The organism is Bradyrhizobium sp. 62B (assembly GCF_030272265.2).
In the GTDB taxonomy this organism is placed as follows: domain Bacteria; phylum Pseudomonadota; class Alphaproteobacteria; order Rhizobiales; family Xanthobacteraceae; genus Bradyrhizobium.
Genome location: NZ_CP092841.2, coordinates 1,694,065 through 1,712,604, shown reverse-complemented (window position 1 = coordinate 1,712,604; position 18,540 = coordinate 1,694,065). Strand labels below are relative to the sequence as shown.

15 protein-coding genes are annotated in these 18,540 nt (G+C 61.8%); 7 read left to right on the top strand and 8 right to left on the bottom strand.

The window, feature by feature from the left end:
- Window positions 1-161 precede the first annotated feature (161 nt).
- Window positions 162-1,289, top strand: coding sequence for an acyltransferase (locus tag ML401_RS08115; RefSeq protein WP_285811289.1), 1,128 nt, complete (start codon window positions 162-164; stop codon window positions 1,287-1,289).
- Window positions 1,290-1,316: 27 nt separating this feature from the next.
- Here the strand turns inward: ML401_RS08115 and ML401_RS08110 are convergent, their stop codons facing one another.
- Both ML401_RS08110 and ML401_RS08105 read right to left on the bottom strand, forming a co-directional pair.
- Window positions 1,317-2,678 carry a polysaccharide pyruvyl transferase family protein gene (locus ML401_RS08110; RefSeq protein ID WP_285811288.1) on the bottom strand — a complete coding sequence of 454 codons (1,362 nt, stop codon included), beginning with the start codon at window positions 2,676-2,678 and terminating at the stop codon, window positions 1,317-1,319.
- Between the two features lie 19 nt (window positions 2,679-2,697).
- Window positions 2,698-4,155, bottom strand: coding sequence for a lipopolysaccharide biosynthesis protein (locus ML401_RS08105; RefSeq protein ID WP_285811286.1), 1,458 nt, complete (start codon window positions 4,153-4,155; stop codon window positions 2,698-2,700).
- 240 nt (window positions 4,156-4,395) lie between these two features.
- On the opposite strand from ML401_RS08105, the gene ML401_RS08100 reads away from it, so the two are divergent.
- Entirely contained in the window at window positions 4,396-5,541 is a 1,146-nt protein-coding gene (locus tag ML401_RS08100) for a glycosyltransferase family 4 protein (protein ID WP_285811285.1), read from the top strand.
- 21 nt (window positions 5,542-5,562) lie between these two features.
- Here the strand turns inward: ML401_RS08100 and ML401_RS08095 are convergent, their stop codons facing one another.
- The 4 genes from ML401_RS08095 to ML401_RS08080 are packed head-to-tail and all read right to left on the bottom strand — an operon-like array spanning window position 5,563 to window position 10,314.
- Window positions 5,563-6,654 carry an acyltransferase gene (locus ML401_RS08095; protein ID WP_194406492.1) on the bottom strand — a complete coding sequence of 364 codons (1,092 nt, stop codon included), beginning with the start codon at window positions 6,652-6,654 and terminating at the stop codon, window positions 5,563-5,565.
- Window positions 6,651-7,757, bottom strand: coding sequence for an acyltransferase (locus tag ML401_RS08090; RefSeq protein WP_285811281.1), 1,107 nt, complete (start codon window positions 7,755-7,757; stop codon window positions 6,651-6,653). Before ML401_RS08090 ends, ML401_RS08095 begins: the two co-directional genes overlap by 4 nt.
- A 9-nt stretch (window positions 7,758-7,766) precedes the next feature.
- Window positions 7,767-9,104, bottom strand: coding sequence for a hypothetical protein (locus ML401_RS08085; RefSeq protein WP_285811279.1), 1,338 nt, complete (start codon window positions 9,102-9,104; stop codon window positions 7,767-7,769).
- Window positions 9,105-9,111: 7 nt separating this feature from the next.
- Window positions 9,112-10,314: an acyltransferase gene (locus tag ML401_RS08080; RefSeq protein WP_285811277.1), complete on the bottom strand. Its 1,203-nt coding sequence runs from the start codon at window positions 10,312-10,314 to the stop codon at window positions 9,112-9,114.
- Between the two features lie 692 nt (window positions 10,315-11,006).
- Between ML401_RS08080 and ML401_RS08075 the strand changes: the two genes are divergently transcribed.
- The 3 genes from ML401_RS08075 to ML401_RS08065 all read left to right on the top strand — a co-directional run bounded on the left by ML401_RS08075 (window position 11,007) and on the right by ML401_RS08065 (window position 14,469).
- On the top strand, window positions 11,007-11,498 hold the full coding sequence (locus tag ML401_RS08075) for a hypothetical protein (RefSeq protein WP_246776435.1): 492 nt from the start codon (window positions 11,007-11,009) through the stop codon (window positions 11,496-11,498).
- Window positions 11,499-11,529: 31 nt separating this feature from the next.
- Complete coding sequence (locus ML401_RS08070) at window positions 11,530-13,764, top strand: Wzz/FepE/Etk N-terminal domain-containing protein (protein ID WP_285811275.1); 2,235 nt, start codon at window positions 11,530-11,532, stop codon at window positions 13,762-13,764.
- A gap of 417 nt (window positions 13,765-14,181) precedes the next feature.
- Window positions 14,182-14,469: a hypothetical protein gene (locus ML401_RS08065; RefSeq protein ID WP_194406487.1), complete on the top strand. Its 288-nt coding sequence runs from the start codon at window positions 14,182-14,184 to the stop codon at window positions 14,467-14,469.
- A 42-nt stretch (window positions 14,470-14,511) separates the two neighbouring features.
- On the opposite strand, the gene ML401_RS08060 is transcribed toward ML401_RS08065, so the two are convergent.
- Window positions 14,512-15,942 carry an undecaprenyl-phosphate glucose phosphotransferase gene (locus tag ML401_RS08060; RefSeq protein WP_211419554.1) on the bottom strand — a complete coding sequence of 477 codons (1,431 nt, stop codon included), beginning with the start codon at window positions 15,940-15,942 and terminating at the stop codon, window positions 14,512-14,514.
- A 612-nt stretch (window positions 15,943-16,554) separates the two neighbouring features.
- Here ML401_RS08060 and ML401_RS08055 point away from each other — a divergent pair.
- Entirely contained in the window at window positions 16,555-17,292 is a 738-nt protein-coding gene (locus ML401_RS08055) for a metallophosphoesterase family protein (protein WP_211419724.1), read from the top strand.
- Between the two features lie 76 nt (window positions 17,293-17,368).
- Here ML401_RS08055 and ML401_RS08050 read toward each other — a convergent pair whose 3' ends face one another.
- Window positions 17,369-17,635 carry a hypothetical protein gene (locus ML401_RS08050; RefSeq protein ID WP_211419555.1) on the bottom strand — a complete coding sequence of 89 codons (267 nt, stop codon included), beginning with the start codon at window positions 17,633-17,635 and terminating at the stop codon, window positions 17,369-17,371.
- 579 nt (window positions 17,636-18,214) lie between these two features.
- On the opposite strand from ML401_RS08050, the gene ML401_RS08045 reads away from it, so the two are divergent.
- Window positions 18,215-18,478, top strand: coding sequence for a hypothetical protein (locus ML401_RS08045; protein WP_212065677.1), 264 nt, complete (start codon window positions 18,215-18,217; stop codon window positions 18,476-18,478).
- The last annotated feature ends 62 nt before the right edge of the window (window positions 18,479-18,540 follow it).

The following is an 18,540-nucleotide window of genomic DNA, read 5'->3' as shown; positions in this document are numbered from 1 at the left end:
CTGATCGATGAGCAGGACGCCGGCTGCCATTCGCAATGGGATGGCTCCCATGAATTCGGGCGAGCTGCCCCGATTGCGCCGCATCGGCCAACGCGCAGCGAACTTGCGTCACAATTCGCCGTTAGAGACGGAGACGAACCGCGCAAGGACTCCGAGGCCCGATGGAAGCCAGTGAAGCAAGACGTTTCGTCGTTCTCGACTTCTACCGCTTCGTCGCCGCGCTCGGGGTCTTCATCTTCCACCTGAAGCTGATCGACACGGGCATCTCGCCGGCGTGGAACGGGTCTTATGGCCTGTTCGTGGACATGTTCTTCATCCTGTCCGGCTTCGTGATCTCCTACTCCTACCCGTCCGACGCGCGCGGCGTGGCCGCCTATTCCCGCTTCATGATCCGGCGTATTGCGCGGATCTATCCGCTGCACCTCTTGAGCCTGCTCGTCTTCGTGGTGCTCATCGGCGTCGGGCTGGAACGCACGGCTCGCTCGACCCCGCTGGACTTCCTGTACAATATCCTGCTGCTACAGGCCTGGGGCGTCACCGATCACCTCAGCTTCAACTCGCCGTCCTGGTCGATCAGCGCGGAGTTCTTCTGCTATCTGGTGTTTCCGCTCTTGATGCTGTTCGCGCGCAAGGTCCAGCCGATCGTGCTCGCTGCGATCGTGGCGGCGCTCTATCTGGTTCTCGCCCACGGCCATCTGCCGATCTGGCAGGAGCGGTCGCAGATGTATGGCGCCAATTTCGACTACGGAATGCTCCGCGCACTGCCGAGCTTCCTGAACGGCATCCTGCTCGCCATTCTGTTCCGGATGTCGCATCCCTACCGAAACAAGCGGATGATCTTCGCCGGCATCGGTATGTTCGGCGTCTCGGTGCTCGTCCTCAACGTCTTCGCCAAGCCCGACCTCGCCATCCTGCTGTTCTCCTGCGCCATCCTGCTCACGGCGGTCGGCGAAAGCGCCTTCAAGCAGTTTCCGGGCGCCCGCCTGCTCGGCCGGCTCGGCAACACCTCATATGCGATCTACATGCTGCACGACGCCGTTCTCATTGCCGTGTTCAAGCCGCTATGGACCTGGCTCGGACTGCGGCCCGATCAGTTCGGCCTGTTCGCCCTGGCGTGCTGCGTGGTCCTGACCGTCATCGCGGACCGCACCTACGCTTATTTCGAGAATCCCGCGCGGCGCCTCATCAATCGCTGGGCCGACACCGGCGCTCCCTCCTCGCGCAAGGTCCAGACGGCCACCGCCGAGACACCCATGCGTTTCGACAACACCGAGCGGGCAGTCAACTGACTGCCCTGCCGATGACGTGAGCGGCGTTCAGGCGACCTTACCGTCGGCCGCCGGCACAATCCGCATCGCGCTCTCGCCCAGCAGCGGCGCGACATTGGCGCGGGACAATTCCATGACGCCAGGCAGAGCCTGACGGACCTGCTGGCCGACGGCTTCGTGCGCGCCGAGGAAATGCAGCAGAAACGTCTCGAAGCTGTCGCCGACGAGAAACTGGGCGGGCGAGAGCAACAGCTGTTCGCTGACGCCGAAATGCGCGAACAGGCCCTGGAATTTGTCCTGATAGGTAATCGCTGCGACGGGCGTTCCCTGCCCGAGCGCCGCAATCGCCAGATGCATGCGGCCCGTGATCACGCCATCGACCAGACCGACGACGGCCTTGATCTCGCCAGCCGACAGCACCTGATCGACGTGGTGCACGCGGTCGCCCAGCGCGGGCTTGAGACGGGCGGCCAGCGGCCGGAGGCAATTGTCGTCGGCGATCTCCGGGCGGTAGTCGTGCGCCAGCAACAACCAGCTTGCATTGTGCTCGCGAGACAGAAGCTCCATGGCGCCCGCCGCGCGGTCTATCATTTGCCGCAACTTGGCCGGCTCCGGCTTCTTGAACAGCATCGGATGGATGTTGAAGACGAAGACCTTGCGGCCCTGCTCGCGCTGCCGCGCGATCGCGGCCGCGATCTGCTTCACTGCGGCCGTATCCGTCCGCGGCGTCAGCATGAATGCGGCGTCAGCGACCAGATGGGCGCGCTTCCGGGCGAAATCGTCGAAGCGCCGAAGGGAGATCGCATCACGCAGATTCAGGACCACGCCCGGATCGAGCAGCCGGAATACCTCGCGTAGCGCTTTCGCCGGGCGGGAGTTGAAGCTGAAGCCGAGCACGCTGACCTTGGCGCCGAACGCCGCCATCAGATCGGCAACCAGCAGCATGCGCGCGGCATCCACCGGAGAATAGTAGCCGTCGAGCACGTCGGCGCCCAGGACCAGCCCGAAATCCGGCCTGGTGAGCGACAGCTCCTGCGCCACCGTCTCATAGGAGAACGGCTGCCTCCAGAGCTCGAGCGGCTTGAAGCCCATCGCGCGCACGTCCGCGCTCGCCGTTGCGGTCGCGGTGATGATGTAGACCTCGAGGTTGGGATAGGCCCGCCTCATCTCCCCCGACGCCGCTTCGATCATGGCCTCGTCGCCGCGCGACTGATGAACGCTCCAGGGATCGGAGGGAAGCACGACCAGCCGGCGCGGATTGTTGCGCGGCGCGCCGTTGACGCCGACGTCCTTGCGGGCGATCTGCCACCTGCGCAGCTCGAGCAGATCGAGTGCCAACGGCGTATTCTTCGCGCTGTTGAGCCAGCCTCGGAGCTGCCGGCGTACGGGCACGGGGATCAATTGCTTCACGACATCCTCCTCGTCTTCATCAGGCGGTCGCACCGCGCTTCACGACGAACTCGATCAGGGAAAGGACCTGCTTCCGCCAGAACAGCAGAAGGCCGGTCAGATAGGTCACGCCAAAACAGGACGACAGCAATCCCATCCGCAAATAGGGATTCATGCCGGGCGTCGCCTCGCGGCACAGCGCGACCGCGCCGTAAGCCAGGACGATGGCGCACAGGCAGCCCGCAATCGGACGCAGGAACTGGCCCCAGCTCAAGCCCAGCAGCCGGAGCGCCAGCGCGAACGTCACGGGCGTCACCACGAGCTGGGAGAACGCGAAGATCGTGGCCAATTGCCCGATGTCGCGCGACGTAAGCAGGAACATCGCCGGCACGACCGTACAGAACTTCAGGATGTTGAGCACAAAGACGTAGTTCGGTTTGCCCAGAGCGCCGAAATAGGCGCTGTTGACGAACTGTACCGTCTGCACCGCCCCGATCAGCATCAGCGGCCGCATCACCGCTTCGCTGCCGCCCCACTTGGCCCCGAACAGCAGCAGGGAAAACTCCGGCGCGATCGCCGCGAGAAGCACGAAGACCGGAGATCCGATCAGCGCACCGAGGCTGACGCTGCGAAGATAGGCGCCTGCGATGCGGTCCCGCTCATGCGCGATCTTGGACAATGCACTGAGCGCGACGTCCATGACCGCCTGGGTGAGCAGTTGCATCAGGATGATGTAGACCCGCGCACCGACCGTGTAGATGCCGAGCGCCGCGACGCCATAGAGCGACAGGATGATCATGTCGATCGTCCGCACGATGGCGAAATCCAGCAGCCTGTTCAGCACGACATGGATGCTGTAGCCCGAGAGCTCGCGAAAACTCTTCATGTCGTGGCCGCGCATCGGCAGCCATCGCGGCTGGCTCCAGAGCCACAAGCCGCTGATCGCGCTCTGGACGACGACCTGGATCACGAGGCTGAGAGCGCCAAACCCGGCATAGGCGCAGGCGATGCCCACGACGCCGGACACGGCGGTTGCCACCATGGTCCTGACCGCGAGCACGCGAAAATCCATCTGGCGCTTGTAGAGCGCCTCCTGGAACAGGGTGGCGGTGCCGATCGGCAGCGCGAGAGAGGCAGCTGTCAACAGCGGCGCGAGCCCCTTCACGTCGAGCCAACGCTCGATGTCGGTTGCGAGCAGCGCAATCAGGACGGCCAGAAGCGCCGAGGCTGCAAACGAGCAGAAAAAGGGCAGCGTCACGTCGGCGGGCTCGAGCGTCCGGCGCTGGATCAGCGCGTCACCGAAGCCGAATTCGGCGATCGAGCTCAGAAGCAGCAGGATGAAGGCGACCAGCGCGGCAAGGCCGAAATCGGCGGGATTGAGCAGCCGCGCCAATACCAGGAACAGCACGAAGGACAGTGCGCGGCCGCCCCAATTCTGTGCGAGCGACCAAAACAACGCCACCACGACCTGATGTTGTTTGCCCTGCGTGACGTTCATCAACAATTCGACCCAATTCCGACAGATCCAACCACAATCGCAGACTAGACGACGTGGCACGATGCGGCCGTGACGTCACCATCTCCGATCACGGCGGAGTACTGATTGCTCGCTACATTACGACGGAGTGATGGCAATCAGATGAGTGCCGTCACGTTTCCGATTTAGAGTGGAAGTGAGTTCAAATCGTGGACTACACTCCAATGAACCTTTGCGAAGTGATGCAAAATGGATGCCTTGATGAATTCGCCCGCCCAGCGTTCTCTCCGCAACTCCAGGCGCTTGCGTGTGGCGATCTACGCACCGCATTTTGCGGAATATTCCTACCGGCTCGCATCGGGATTGGCGCATCATTGCGACGTTCGCCTCGTGCTCAACCGCAAGGATGCCAACCAGCAATGGGAACTGGCCGATATCGCCGTGGCGGCGCCATTTCAGACCCGGATTCGCGACCTGAGCCTGCGCCGTGGTGGCGCGATCGGCATTCCGGCCTCGTTCCTCGACATAATTTCGTTTCGTCCGGACGTGATTCATTGTCACGAAGTTCCGGAGATCTACACGTCCAAGCTGATCCAGTTCCTTCGTCCGCTCGGCATCCCTCTCGTGTTGACGGTTCACGATGCGATTCCGCATTCGGAAGGCGGCTCCGGCACGTCGCCACGCGAGGATAGCTGGCGTGAACGCATGCGCGCCGCCGCGTCGGTCGTCACGACGCACGGCGAGAGCTGCATTGCCGATTTTCGCCGCGCGTCACCCGACTTCAAGGGCGAGACGGTTTCCAGCATGCACGGCGTGCTCATGGTTCCGCCGGCCAAGGGTACGATCACCGCGCCCGAATCCACGCGTATCCTGTTTTTTGGACGGATGTGGGCCTACAAGGGCCTGGACGTCTTCATCGACGCGATCGACATCTTGGCCCGGCGCGGCGTGGCGCACGAGGCGATCGTTGCCGGCCGCGGCCCCGAGATGACGCGGCTCGGCGCGCGGATGGAGGCGATGCCGACGGTCAAGACCATCAATGCCTACATTTCACCTGCCGATACCGGGCGGCTGTTTCAATCCGCCGCCGTGGTCGCCTTGCCGTACAAGGATGCGACGCAGAGCGGCGTGCTTGCATCGGCTTACGGCAATGCGCGTCCCGTCGTCGCCAGCGCCACCGGCGGCATTCCCGACGTCGTCACCGACGGTGTCAACGGGCTGCTTGTTCCTCCCGGCGATGCCACGGCACTGGCAGATGCGCTCGAACGCGTGCTGACCTCGAAACCTCTTGCCGCGACATTGACCGACGGCGCGCGGCAGACCGCGGCCGGCATCTTGAACTGGGACCGCATCGCCGAGGGATTGCTGGGCTCCTATCACAAGCTCGCGGGTCGTACCGTGAGCTGACCGCGACGGCACCGCGGTGTCTCAAACCGATTGTCCGACCTTCAGCGGCCGAAAGAACATGCCCCGGATCGCACCGTCCAGCAGGCGCCGCAGCCTGACCTCGATCAGCTCATAGCTGATCGCGCTCGCCACCAACGACATCACCAGCCCAAGCGCGATGAAAGCGGCCCACAGCAGCCAGCGATCGACACCGACGGCGACCAGCTTGAGGCCGATCACCTGCAAGGGGAACAGCACGAAGGGATGCACGAGATAGAGGCTGTAGCTGATCTTGCCGACATATTGCAGGGCCGGCGCACTCAGGGCCCTGCCGAGGCCTGACTCCGGGGCAAGCACCATGCCGAACAGCAGGAAGCCGGGAAGCAGCGCCACGAACGGGTGAAACAGCACCAGGCTCGCATACATCGCCACTCCGCAGGCTAGCCCCACGACCAAGCCGAGACGCCCCGGAATCGCGATGCGAAAGCCGGTGGCGCTGAAGAGCATGCCGATGCAGAAGAAGGCCGTGATCGGCCAATGCAGCAGACAGGCGACGCCCAGCAGGATCAGGGGCGCGGCCAGCATCTTGCCGCCGATGCGCAGCATCGAGAACGTTGCGGCAAACCAGATGTAGAATGCCCATTCATAGGTCAGCGTCCAGGCGTTCTGCTGGGCAATGGGCAAGCCGAGCGCGTCCTGCACGAAGAACAGGTTGGCCGCGAAGATCCCGAGATAGCTCGGCAGATCGATCCCACGGAAGAACTTGTAAGCGACGATCGGACCTATCGCGAACAGCGCGAGATGCAGGACGACGAATACCGGCATGATGCGCAGGACGCGATCGAAGAAGAACCGCGGCAGCGATCCGTGCCGTACCAGGCTGGCCGGGATCAGGAAGCCGCTGATCATGAAGAACAGCTCGACGCCATGCCCGCCGACATTGATTACCGATTGCAGCCAGGTCCAGAGCGGCGGCAGGAATCCGGGATCCGGAATGTCGTACATGCCGCCCTTCGGCATGTCGTAGAAATGATCCATCAGCACGCTCAGCGCCGCAATGCCGCGAAGCCCCTGCACCGACGGAACGAACGATCCGTCATAGGCGACGCCCGGCTGGTGCGGAAGCTTGGTCACTCTGCGGCGCCCTGGGTGCTGAGCGCAGGCTCGAGAACCACTTTCTTTCGTCGCGCCGAGCGGAACCGTTGCCCAAAGGCAATGCTCGGCTTCTCGACGAACGTGAACGTCATCCAGCTGACGAGAAGTGACAGCGCCAGGATCAGCGCCAGGAAGATCGACCATCCCAGCGGCCCATCGCCGAACCAGACGAGGCGATGGATGAAGACGATCACGAACGGCGACATCAGGTAGACCGAATAGCTGATCACGCCGACGAATGCCATCGGGCGCCACGCCATTCGCTCGCCGAACACGGCAGAGCCGATGAAGACCAGCGCCGCGCCGACATAAGCCGATCCGATCGAATAGCTGTAGAAGAAATTCTCGTGATACACGCCGCCGAACCGCCGGTCGGACAGGGTGATGGCGAAGATGGCATACAGCAGCGTGCAGACCGCCACGTGGGTCCATCGCAGCTTTCCGCCGATGACGGTATCGCGGATGATCTTGCCCAGGAACATCGCCGACAGGTTCAACCCCACCTCCATCACCGAGGAAACGGTCCTGTTCTCCACCAGAAGTGCAGCGGTCGTTCCGACCAGCGCGGCGGCAATGACGATCGTCACGGCCGTGAAACGCCGGTTCAGCAGCCCCATCGCAAACAGAATGGTGCATCCGACATAGAACAGCAGCTCGATCGCCAGCGTCCAGTAGAACACCCAGAGGTTCGGGATGTTCACGAAGGTCTGCAGCATCGTCACGTTCGCAGCAACCTGCCCCAGCGGATAGACCTTCGAGTCCATCAGTTGCATCGTCACGAGACCGATCACGAGCGAGGTCCAGTAGGCCGGATAGAGCCGGAAGAAGCGGCTGATCGCGAAATCCCGAACCGGCGTGGCGCTGTCCGGAAAGCTGAACGGAATGACGAAGCCGCTGACGAAGAAGAACAGCACGACGCCGAACCGGCCGAAATTCATGTAATAGCCGAACACGTCGTGGAAGGGCCAGTAATAGGCACCAGTCGGATGCTTTTCGACGATGATCTCGAATACGTGCTGGACCAGGACCGACAGCACGGCAATGCCGCGCAGCGTGTCGATGAATGCAAGCCGTTTATGCATCGTTCGTTCTCACCTGCTTCCGCTCGCCGCCGGTATATCCGGGCGGAAGCCTTCCAATGGCGGCACCGGCGGCCGCATGACGATTGGCACTGCGTCTCCCGCCCGCGCGGAGGCCGCACGGCGCGAGAACACCTCGCTGAAGCTCAGTGCGATGATCAGCAGGCCGGACGCCGGGCCGTAATTCAGCACCGTGATCGTGAACAGATTGACGACGAAGATCAGCGTCAGCTTGTAGACGTCGGTCGCTCCGAATGTCGCCCGGAACACCATCACCATGAATGCGGCGAACGGGAGACCGAACATCAGGTAAGTCCCGATGTAGAAATTGTCGACGGGCACCCAGAAATGTGCGAGCGGCGAGAACAGCTTCTGCGGATAGTTGAAGCAGCCCGCGCCGCAACCGGTCACCAGACCGATCGGCATGAGCTGGTTCATATAGACGAACGGCAGCTGCCAGCTGTTGTTGATGCGATCGACGATGCTGAACAGGGTCGAGTGCGGCACCGCGGCGGTCCCCGATGCCACCACGATCATGAAGAACGGCACAAAGATCGCGGCGAAGGACCATTGCGCGATCAATCGGATGGCGGGGAAGCGCGATTTCTCCGGCAGCATCCGCACGAAGACCAGCAGAACAAGATAGAGCACGAGGACGATCATGGTCGTCTTGCTCGTGGTCAGCTTGATCGCATAGATCGCGATGGAACCAAATATAAGGCACCAACTGGTGCTCATGCGAATGGACGTGATCGCGAACGACACCAGGATGAAGAAGGCCGCCATGGTGTTGTCGGCGGCAAAGCCCATGAGGCGCTGGTCGTCGCCGCCATAGGCCCACCACAACCGGCCGGCCTCGCGCACCGCGCCGAAGGATTCGTATTTATAGCCCACCCAGGGCATCAAATAGAACTTGGTCAGGAAAACGCCGATCACGGAGAGATAGAAGGTCACCGCGATGACCGACAGCAGCTTTCGGTACGAACCAAGACTGGAATCGCAGAAGCAGAATCCCACGAACACCGGGAGCATCATCTTGAACGACGAGATCGCCGCGTTCATCGTTCCCATGAAGAGGTAGCCGAGCACAAGCGACAGCATGATCTGGACCAGCACCAGCAGCGCGAGGGTGCTACGATTGCGCAGGATGCAATGCACGAAGAACTGGGCCAGGCACAAAAGCGCGACGCCGTCAGGCAGGTACCAGAGCGGATCCACGTGATAGATGCTGGTGTAATAGCGGATCACGCCGCCAAAGGCGTCGCGGACCAGATAGACCCCGAGCGCGATCGCCTCGATGTTGAGGCTGATCAGCGTGATCCGGGGACGATGCAGCGCAAGGATCGTCATGGCGGGCTCAGTTCGTCTGCCGGGCGGGGGACGCCGAGAAATCGGGCCGGCTTCCGAGCGCGTTCCGCATGAGTCTTCCGCCTGGGATTTCGACGTAGAGATAGGTGAAGTGGGAGACCGCCAGCACGGCGGCCAACGAGACCACGAGATTCAGCGAGGCCGGCAGACCGGCCCAGACCGAATCCAGCGCGGCGATGCGCCCCGCCCCGACCGCCCGCACAAAATACTCGGCCAGCAGCACCACGAGGGCGTGCACCATATAGATCGAGTAGGAACGCTTCCCGAGCCAGACCAGCGGCTTGGCCACCAGAATCCGCGGCACCAGCAGCGCATCCGGAAAGGCGAGCAGGCTGCCGAGGAAGATCGCAAACGTCACGGGCGCGAGGAAGGTCGACGCAGGGCTGGTCTCCGCCAGGGACACCAGCACGATGCTGGCGATCATGGCGACGAATTGCAGCGCGCCCTGCACGGCAGGGCCCGGCTTGGCCGGCAGGCGATCAACGATCCTGACCGTCAACACGCCCAGAAAGAAGCTCACGAAGCAGCGCAGGATGCCGAAATCGGTCTGAAGCCCGAGGCTCCTCTTGTCGAGCCCGAAGATGATGAAGACCAGGCTTGCGACCGCAAGCGCGCCGCAGAGCACGTAGAACCAGAGCAGGGAACGCATGCGCTGGGCAAAGAGGACGATCAGGCCAAACACCAGATAGGTGTAGAATTCGACGCTGATGCTCCAGCTTGGCGCGTTCCAGCTGAGATAATCGATGAACCCCATCGAATGCAGCAGCAGGACGTTGAGACCGAAGGAATAGGCATTATTCACTTCGAAGGCGGCCGGCGCGGCCACGACGACACCCGCCATGACCAGGCTGATGCGCAGGAGGCGAAACAGCAGATTGGCCATCAGCATGACGATGTGCAGCGGATAGACCCTCGCCAGGCGCCGCACCATGAACTCACGCAGCGAAAAGCGGCCGAAGTCGCTCTCGACGTAGCTGAGCGACATGACGATCCCGCTGAGAACGAAGAACAAATCGACCAGCAGCCAGGAGCTTCTGAAGAAGGAGCAGTTGATCCACGCATTGTGCGGGAACGCCGCGAGGAACGTCGGCATCAGCAGCAGATGGTGAATCACCACTGACGTCGCAGCGATGCCCCTGATGCTGTCGAGCGGCAGGACATGCGCCTTCTCACGATGAACCAACTCCGTCACATCAACATTCCCAACTATTGCACCGCAGCAGTGTGTATCAGGACTCGCGCGTGTTCAATCTCCGCGATCGCGGACTCGCATTCGACGCATGACGATCGACGATATTTTCAAAGCTCGCAGTCATTCGGACATGCGAGCGCCAAGTTCACGCCATTATTTGATTGAGATCGCCGCGCGTCGGCGCGCAAATCAATTCGGGCATGATGATTGCGAGTATTTGCGTGCAAAGTGTGCGCGAAATTCGGCGCTGTTGCGATGATGGCGGCGACAACGGCGCTGATGTCTCCATACGCAGGTGTCGCAAATGTCGCGACGATAATTTTCCGCGGGGCCGGAACCAATGTCGCACGCGGCGACTTGTGTCGGTTTTGCGACGCTATCTTGCGACTCCTGAACGTGCGAACGCCTCATATGTTTTCAAGTTGCAACATTCCTGGGCGCCAGCATGCCGATCTCGCAGGCATTGCATATCGTCATTTTGCAACCGATCGGAAAACAGGCAATGCATCGGTTGTCATCGACGACGCGCACTCGGCTTTTGCGTCGCACAAAAATTGACACAGTTACCTGTCAGGTTTCGCGTGTTCTCCTAATGCAACAGGAAGCAAGGGACACGGATGGGCTGCGGACCAATGATTCGTCATGCAAGGCTACGATGGCTACCGATCGTCTTGGCAGGCTTTGCCTTGGTCGTGTCGAGCATCGATGTTTGCCGCGCTCAGTGCGTCGAATTTTCGGATCGTGCCTCGCAGCTCGAGCTCGACACGTTCGTCAAGTCGCCCTCCTCGCTTCTGGAACGACTGCGCAATGACAAGGAGAAGCTGAGATACCGGCTCTCCACCCTTATTGCGACCAATCCGTCGGTGCTGCCCTCCGTGCAGACGCTGATTTCCGCCTCGGCGGCAACCGACCGTTCGGCCATCGGCGCCGCGCTGAAGATCGCCGAAGGGCGATGCACCTCGACGAAGCCGGACGCTGCGCGCAAGATCAGGGATTTCACGCAGCGGATCGGCGATCTCAACGTGCAATCAGGCTATGCCGCCGCGGGCGACGACGCCTCCGGCATCCAGGCTCAATCGCAAGCCAAGAGTTCGACGCAGCCGTCCCGAGGCGGGGCGCTGCTCGAAGGCGAATGGAAGACCAAGCTGGCCAATCCTTTCAAACCCGTCCCCCTTCCGAACTGATCAGCCATCGTCAGAGGCAGCGAAGCAACCAATGTACCAACCCAGAGAACATTTCCAGTCGGGACACAGATTCGGCATCGAGTTTGGCGGAGCGGTCCTCAGCTTCGAGCGCGTGGCCGACGTGCTGCGCCGGCAGTGGCCGATCATCGCGGCGTGCACCGGAGCTGCGCTGGCCCTCGTCATGATCTATCTGTTGACGGCGCAACCGATGTATACGGCGAATGCCCGTATCATGATGGATACGCGTCAGGCGCAGGTGCTGGACAAGGACAGCAACGCCAACAGCGCCCTCATCGATACCGGCTACGTCGACAGCCAGGTCGAGGTCATCAATTCGGACGACCTGATTCTCTCGGTCGTCCGTCGCCTGAAGCTGACGGACGATCCGGAGTTCAATGGCTCCAATCCGGGCCTGCTGTCCACCGTCCTCGGCAAGGTCATGTCGCTGTTCAGCTCCGGCGAAGCCGCGTCCCAGGAGCGTCTCGAGCACGCCGTGGTGGAGCAGGTTCAGAAGAACCTGAGAACGGAACGCGTCCTGACGACGTATGTCTTGTCGATGAACTATCGCTCGCGCAGCCCTGACAAGGCGCCCAAGATCGTCAACGCCATCGCCAATGCCTATCTCGTCGGCGCGCTGGAAGCCAAGTATCAGTCTACCAAGCGGGCAACCGAGTGGCTGCAGCAGCGCAGCTTCGAGCTAAGCGAGCAGGCAACCGCCAGCGACCGCGCCGTGCAGACCTTCAAGGCCGAAAACAACATCGTCGGGACCAGCCGCGGCCTGATGTCCGAGCAGCAATTGTCGGACCTCAACACCCAGCTGGTTCAAGCGCGGGCATCGACGGCCGAAGCCAAGGCCCGGCTCGACCGGATCAACGCGATTTCAGACCAGGACGTCGCACAATCAACGGTGACCGATGCTCTCAACAACTCGGTCATCACCCGCCTGCGCGCGCAATATCTGGACCTTCAGGCCCAGTATGCCGACTGGTCGAGGCGCTATGGCAAGCAACATCTTGCGGCGGTCAATCTGGCCAACAAGATGGAGGAGCTGCGCAAGAATATCGCCGACGAGCTGCATCGGATCGGCGACGCTTATCGCAGCGACTATGAGATCGCAAAGAGCCGGGAAGCCTCGCTCGAGAAGAACGTGAAGGAGCTCGTCGCCCAAGCCGGGGATACCGGCCAGGCTGCGGTCAAGCTGCGCGATCTTGAAAGCGCCGCGGACACCTATCGCAACCTCTACAACAGCTTCCTCGAGAAGCTGCAGAGCGCGACGCAGAATCAGAGCTTTCCGCTCAGCGAGGCGCGCCTGATCAGCACCGCCACCAAGCCGGATCGCAAGAGCTCGCCGCGCACGGTGCTGGCGCTGGTGGGAGGTCTGGTCGGCGGCCTCTGCCTCGGCTTCGGCGTCGCATTCGGACGCGAACTGCTCAGCGACGTCCTGCGGACCCCCGGCGAGGTCGAGGACGAGCTCGGCGTCAAGTGCCTCGGGGTCCTGCCCGACATTCGTCCGCCAACGACGACCGGCGCGTTGCTTTCGTCGACGTCGGCCAAGACGAGCTCAGCGGATCTGTCGCGCTACGTGGTCGATCATCCGTTCTCGCGGTTTGCCGAGACGTTGCGCAACATCAAGGTGTCGATCGACGTTGCGCGGCTGACCCGCGAGATCAAGGTGATCGGCATCGTGTCTTCTCTTCCCAAGGAAGGAAAGACGACGGTGGCGGCCAACTTCGCGCAGCTGATCGCCCTCACCGGGCATCGCACGGTCCTGATCGACGGCGATCTGCACACGCGCTCGCTCACCCGCGAGCTCGCCCCCAATGCCAAGAGCGGATTGGTGGAGGCTCTCAGCGATCCGGCGAGCCTCGGCTACCATGTGCAGCGAAGCAAGGAGACGGGCCTGGACTTCCTGCCCTCCGTGGTGGCGTCCCGTATGGTCAATTCGGCCGACGTCATCGGATCGAAGGCAATGGCCGAGTTGCTCAAGGTGCTGAGAGAGCACTACGAGTACATCGTGATCGACCTTGCCCCGGTGATGCCGGTGGCGGACTCGAAGGCCGTCAGCATGCTGATCGACGCGATGGTCTACGTGATCGAATGGGGGCAGACGACACGAAGCGCGCTTCAGGAATCGATTTCCGGGTCGGAAGTCCTCCAGAAGAAGCTGCTCGGTGCCGTGCTCAATCGCGCCAACCCGAAGATGCTCAAGCGCATCGAGGCGTATAAGGGCAAGCATCACAACAGCTACTACGTCGAGCACGCCTAGGCCGAGGCGCGGCGCAGCGCCCAGCCGAACAGACACGAATTTGGGCCCGTTGCCATTTGGCAGCGGGCCTTTTTCATGCTTTGCGGAACTGTCGTCTGAAGGCGATCACGTGCGCCGTCGCATGGGGCCGGAGATTGCGCCAAGCCGCCCCCAAGCCACACGCAAGCCACACCCCGATGGCTCAGGCCTCCGTATTCGCCCGGAATCCACAACTTGCAGTTATTGCTCTAGCCCAAAGCAAGGATTGACGAAGACCGTGATGGCTAGGACAGTGCGCCGATTGGCAACCATCCAGCGATAAGACGAGACAATCCGGTCCTCGACGCCTCAAATGCCGAAACTTTGGGCATCTTTCTTTCCGGGTTCCCTGAGGCTAAGCTCGGCGCATATTTGTAATTCTTTTCCGGCGGGCTCGGAATGCTGATCGTCCTGACGATTTTGACTATTTGGGTTCTGCTCAACATCCTGTTCGTGTTGATCGTGGTTCCTCCGCGCAAGGTGCGTCGGCAGCCGATGGCGACCACGCTCTCGCCGGCGCCCATCGACCCGAGCCGACGGGACATCGAGCAGGACGAACCTTTCTCGATCCGCCATGTCATCGTTTCCGTTGCGATGGGGGCATTCTTCGTGCTGGTACCGCCGTTGCTCGCCTTGCGCGCCGCAATCATGCGGCTCTTCGGCAGGTCGTCGCGAGATGGAACCTGACCTCTCGCGCTCGCAATTTCAGATCATCGGGAAACTGGACGGTCAGTAGGCTTCCTGGAACATCACGGCGGACGCCGTGCGGGCCATGATCTTCAGGTCGAGCCAGATACTCCAGTTGCTGACGTACCAGACGTCGTACTCGACCCGCTTTTCCATCAGATCGATCGTTGGCGTCTCCCCTCTGAACCCGTTCACCTGGGCCCAGCCCGTCAGCCCCGGCTTCATGTGGTGCCGGTAAACGTACTTGCTGATCAGCTCGTCATAATAATTGTCATGGGCCAGCGCATGCGGCCGCGGGCCGACCAGCGACATATCACCGCGCAGCACGTTCCAGAGCTGCGGCAGCTCGTCGATGCTCGTCATGCGAAGGAAGCGCCCGATCTTGGTGACCCGGGCATCCCGCTTGGTCGCCTGGGCAATCGTTTCGCCGTTCTCGCAAACGGTCATGCTCCGGAACTTCCAGATCTCGAACGGCCTGCCGTTGAAGCCGCGGCGCGACTGGCGGAATATGACGGCTCCCGGGGAATCCAGCTTGATCAGCACCGCGACGGTCAGCAGCAGCGGTGTCAGCATCACAAGTGCGAACAGGGCCACGCCAATGTCGAGACAGCGCTTCTGCAGCCGCTCGAGAATGGTGAGAGGCGGCCGCTGGATTTCGACCGCTACGGTTCCACTGACCGGTAGAAACGGACGGGCTACGAGATCTGCGACCGGGTCGTCCGGCAGCAGGCGTATGGGCTGCGGGACTGCGCGCAAGTAAGGCCCCAGCTTGCGGAGCATCGGCAATTCGTTCCAGTCGATCGCAAGCAGATATTCGTCCACGTCAGCCGAGCGCGATTGACGGATCACGTCGCGAATCTGCCGCTCCCAGTGGCCGTCATCCCGATCGTCTCCGAGCACGAAATGGCGCATCACGTCGAAGCCGTTCCTCCGCAGGTCCTTGAAGCGGCTCGAGGTGAAGTCGAGCGGCTTGAGGCTGAGCAGGATCACCTTGCGATCGACCAGCCGGCTTCTCGCAAAGCTCGTGCCGAACACCGCCTGCCAGACGAAGCGGAGGCTGATCAAGCCAAGTCCGCCGATCACAGCGAACACGATGACGGTGCCGCGGGATAGATTGTCCGTCGATTTCAGCAAGAAGGCCGCAACGGCAAGGATCGTCAGGGACGTCAGCCAGATAAACACCGCCTTCCGCAGCTGCCAGACGATGTTGAGCAGACGGTGCGTGGCATAGACGTCCCGGAAATAGGCGACCGCCACGAACACCACACCGACGAACAACCCTGCTCCCACCGAAGCGCCGTCATTGGGCGAAGCGACGGCAGCACCGTAAAGCGAGGCCCCGGCGGCATAGCTCAACAAGATCAGCAGAAAGTCAGCCGCCATGACGACGATCTGAAATGGCCTCTGAAGAGCACTACCGCGCGTCGACGACAGCGTGTGAGCGTTTTCAGAACCATAAGTTGCAACAGCCATTCGAACCTCTGCCTATCGAGAGAGTGTCTGACGCTCATCGTGATGCTGAAGACTCGTCACTTCCCCGCGCGGAAGGTGTTGCGTGATCGCAGCGACATTGTGGCGCTGCACGCAAAACTTTTGCGGCGCACGGATCATGCGCCGCGTTGAAATGCGCAGCGAATTTCGTTGCGCTGAAAATGTCGTCACAGTGATGACATATGAGCGAGCGCGTTGCCCTATTTTGAATCAAGTTCCACGTCGAGCGCGATGCGTGATCGTCGCGCGAGCGCTTTGTCGCTCATCTTTCGGGCGACGCAATTGCGCGATGAAGAGCGACAAATCATTTGCGAGAATTCCGACGGATTTCTATCTGGGCGTGCGTCCGGAAAAATGGCTCAGGCATGCAACTTTGCCGCCCTCTCGCACTCAGCAATGCAATCGTGCGGACCGACCGTCGCCCTGCCAGTCGAACAACCAGGTAGGCAAAAAATGCAGCGCCCTTCTTTTGGCGTGATCGAGCCGGAGAACAAGCACGCTCCCTCGCCGAATTCGCTTTGTTCGTGTTGGATGGAAGCTCTCCGGTGCCGGCGACTTGGGGAAATTTTTCGACCACCCGATCGATTGAGCGCCATGATATCTCTCGCCCGCCCCCGCCTTCCCGCTCCCAAACCGCAATTGCCGGAGGGAGTCCGCATCTATGCGATCTCGGATATTCACGGATGCGCGCATCTGCTCGAGCCCATGTTGCGGGTGATCGACGCCGACGTGACCCGGAGCCGGCCGCGCTATGCGATCGAGGTCTTCATGGGCGACTACATCGATCGCGGCCCGGACACGCGCGCCACCCTCGACGTCCTGGTCGAACGGAGCCGGCGGGGAAACGCAGTCTTTCTCAAGGGAAACCACGAGGCGTTTCTCGTGAGGGTGTTCGAGGATCCCTCCTTGTTCGAGGATTGGATTGCCGTCGGCGGAGCCCAGACGTTGATGTCCTACGGGCTCGCCCCGCCGGACCTGAAGCGCGACGAGCCGGCGTCGATCATGCGCGATTTGATTCGGGCAATGCCTACCGAACATCTGGAATTCCTCGACGATTTGCGGCTGAGCTTCAGTTGCGGGGACTTCTTCTTCGTTCACGCCGGCGTTCGCCCGGGCGTTCCACTGGCCGAGCAGACCGAGCGCGATCTGCTCTGGATTCGCGAAGAATTCCTGCGGAGCGAGGAGCAGTTCGGCAAATATATCGTGCATGGTCATACGCCGGTCCGCAGTGCGGAATTCATGGCGAACCGGGTCAACATCGACACCGGCGCCTATGCGACCGGCAACCTTACCCTGATGAGTATCCAGGGCAGCCGCATGCTCGCAGTGTGAGGTGACGACGGCCTGCCACTGACGCGCGAGGCGGTCGCACTGGCGCGGACTGGTTGTACGCCGCTCCGGGCAAGCCCTAGTTGAGCAATTGCGGCTTCTCCGGCCGCGCGCGCGTCTGCGCCATCCAGTCGCTCCAGGCTCGCTCGTGCTTGACGTAGAGCTCCAGCCAGCGCTCTCCGTGCCGAGCCTGATGGACGCGCCCCATTTCGCCGATCAAATCGGCGTCAGGCTTGTCCAACGCTTCGAACTCGATGGTCTCCGAGATCGTCAGACCAACGAGCACGCGCTGTCCGGCGCCATCCGCAATGTAGCGTCGTGGAGCGTCCTTCTTGGGCTCGCTCATGTCATCATGCCCCTTCGTTTCAGCGTGAAGTTGGATGCCGACAGAGAACTAGACGGCATCTAAAACGCTCGTCGGGCGTGGCCGAAGGTTGTGGTGGGAGTCGGCCCGGCCGTTCGACGCGAGGCGCCACGGGATGAGTTCGCAGGACTTCGTTGGACGCGCCAAGCGCGCAACGCGTATCCCGAGATGAGGCCAGCGCTGAAAATCAAAGCGGAGACGAATGCAGAAGTCATGGGAGTTGCCTTGGATAGTCCGCGACCTATCAAGAGCGAGCAGTGTGTCGACATCATGATTCTTTCCGACTGTGGGCGCCGAAAGATTGTTCATGCCTGACCTCTGGCGTGCATGCAGCGCAGTCTCGCGTGCATCGATCGCAGCGATCAGGATTTTTCCATGAGACGCACTCTATATAGAGAAATGTTCTCGCAGTTCCGGACCCGCCAAACCGGTTGCAGTCGGCAAGCCCGACGTGCCTTCCCTCACACGGGAAATTTCGGGCAACCGGCCAGCCCACGCCCTTGCAACCGTCCGGCAGCCGTCGCATTATTTCGCATCGCATTTCAGAGGGATTCAAATCCAATGAACTTCCGCGCCCTTATTCCATCCATTGCCCTCGCCGCCATTGGCCTCGCCGTGACGGGCTCCGTCGCGCCGGCCGCCGAGCTCGCGCTTGCTCCGTCACACCGGGCGGCCGCCGTCCAGGGTGGCGTCGTGCTGTGGGATGATGTTTACCCGCCCGCGATCTATGGTCCCCAGCTTCGTCCGGTCGAAGAAGTTGCAGCCATGAAGGCGCAGGCACGGCCCGTATCCCATCGCTGGTGGGGATATTGGTACGTCCGCTGAGTTCAACCGCGCTCCGCTGAGCTAAGCCGGCCTAACAGCTGCCGCCCCACCGCAACGGGGCG

Bases quoted from the DNA above. Each gene is read 5' to 3' on its own strand.
- ML401_RS08115 (WP_285811289.1), top strand. From the start codon at position 162: ATGGAAGCCAGTGAAGCAAGACGTTTCGTCGTTCTCGACTTCTACCGC.
- ML401_RS08105 (WP_285811286.1), bottom strand. From the start codon at position 4,155: ATGAACGTCACGCAGGGCAAACAACATCAGGTCGTGGTGGCGTTGTTT.
- ML401_RS08100 (WP_285811285.1), top strand. From the start codon at position 4,396: ATGAATTCGCCCGCCCAGCGTTCTCTCCGCAACTCCAGGCGCTTGCGT.
- ML401_RS08090 (WP_285811281.1), bottom strand. From the start codon at position 7,757: ATGCATAAACGGCTTGCATTCATCGACACGCTGCGCGGCATTGCCGTG.
- ML401_RS08085 (WP_285811279.1), bottom strand. From the start codon at position 9,104: ATGACGATCCTTGCGCTGCATCGTCCCCGGATCACGCTGATCAGCCTC.
- ML401_RS08070 (WP_285811275.1), top strand. From the start codon at position 11,530: ATGTACCAACCCAGAGAACATTTCCAGTCGGGACACAGATTCGGCATC.
- ML401_RS08065 (WP_194406487.1), top strand. From the start codon at position 14,182: ATGCTGATCGTCCTGACGATTTTGACTATTTGGGTTCTGCTCAACATC.
- ML401_RS08060 (WP_211419554.1), bottom strand. From the start codon at position 15,942: ATGGCTGTTGCAACTTATGGTTCTGAAAACGCTCACACGCTGTCGTCG.
- ML401_RS08055 (WP_211419724.1), top strand. From the start codon at position 16,555: ATGATATCTCTCGCCCGCCCCCGCCTTCCCGCTCCCAAACCGCAATTG.
- ML401_RS08050 (WP_211419555.1), bottom strand. From the start codon at position 17,635: ATGAGCGAGCCCAAGAAGGACGCTCCACGACGCTACATTGCGGATGGC.
- ML401_RS08045 (WP_212065677.1), top strand. From the start codon at position 18,215: ATGAACTTCCGCGCCCTTATTCCATCCATTGCCCTCGCCGCCATTGGC.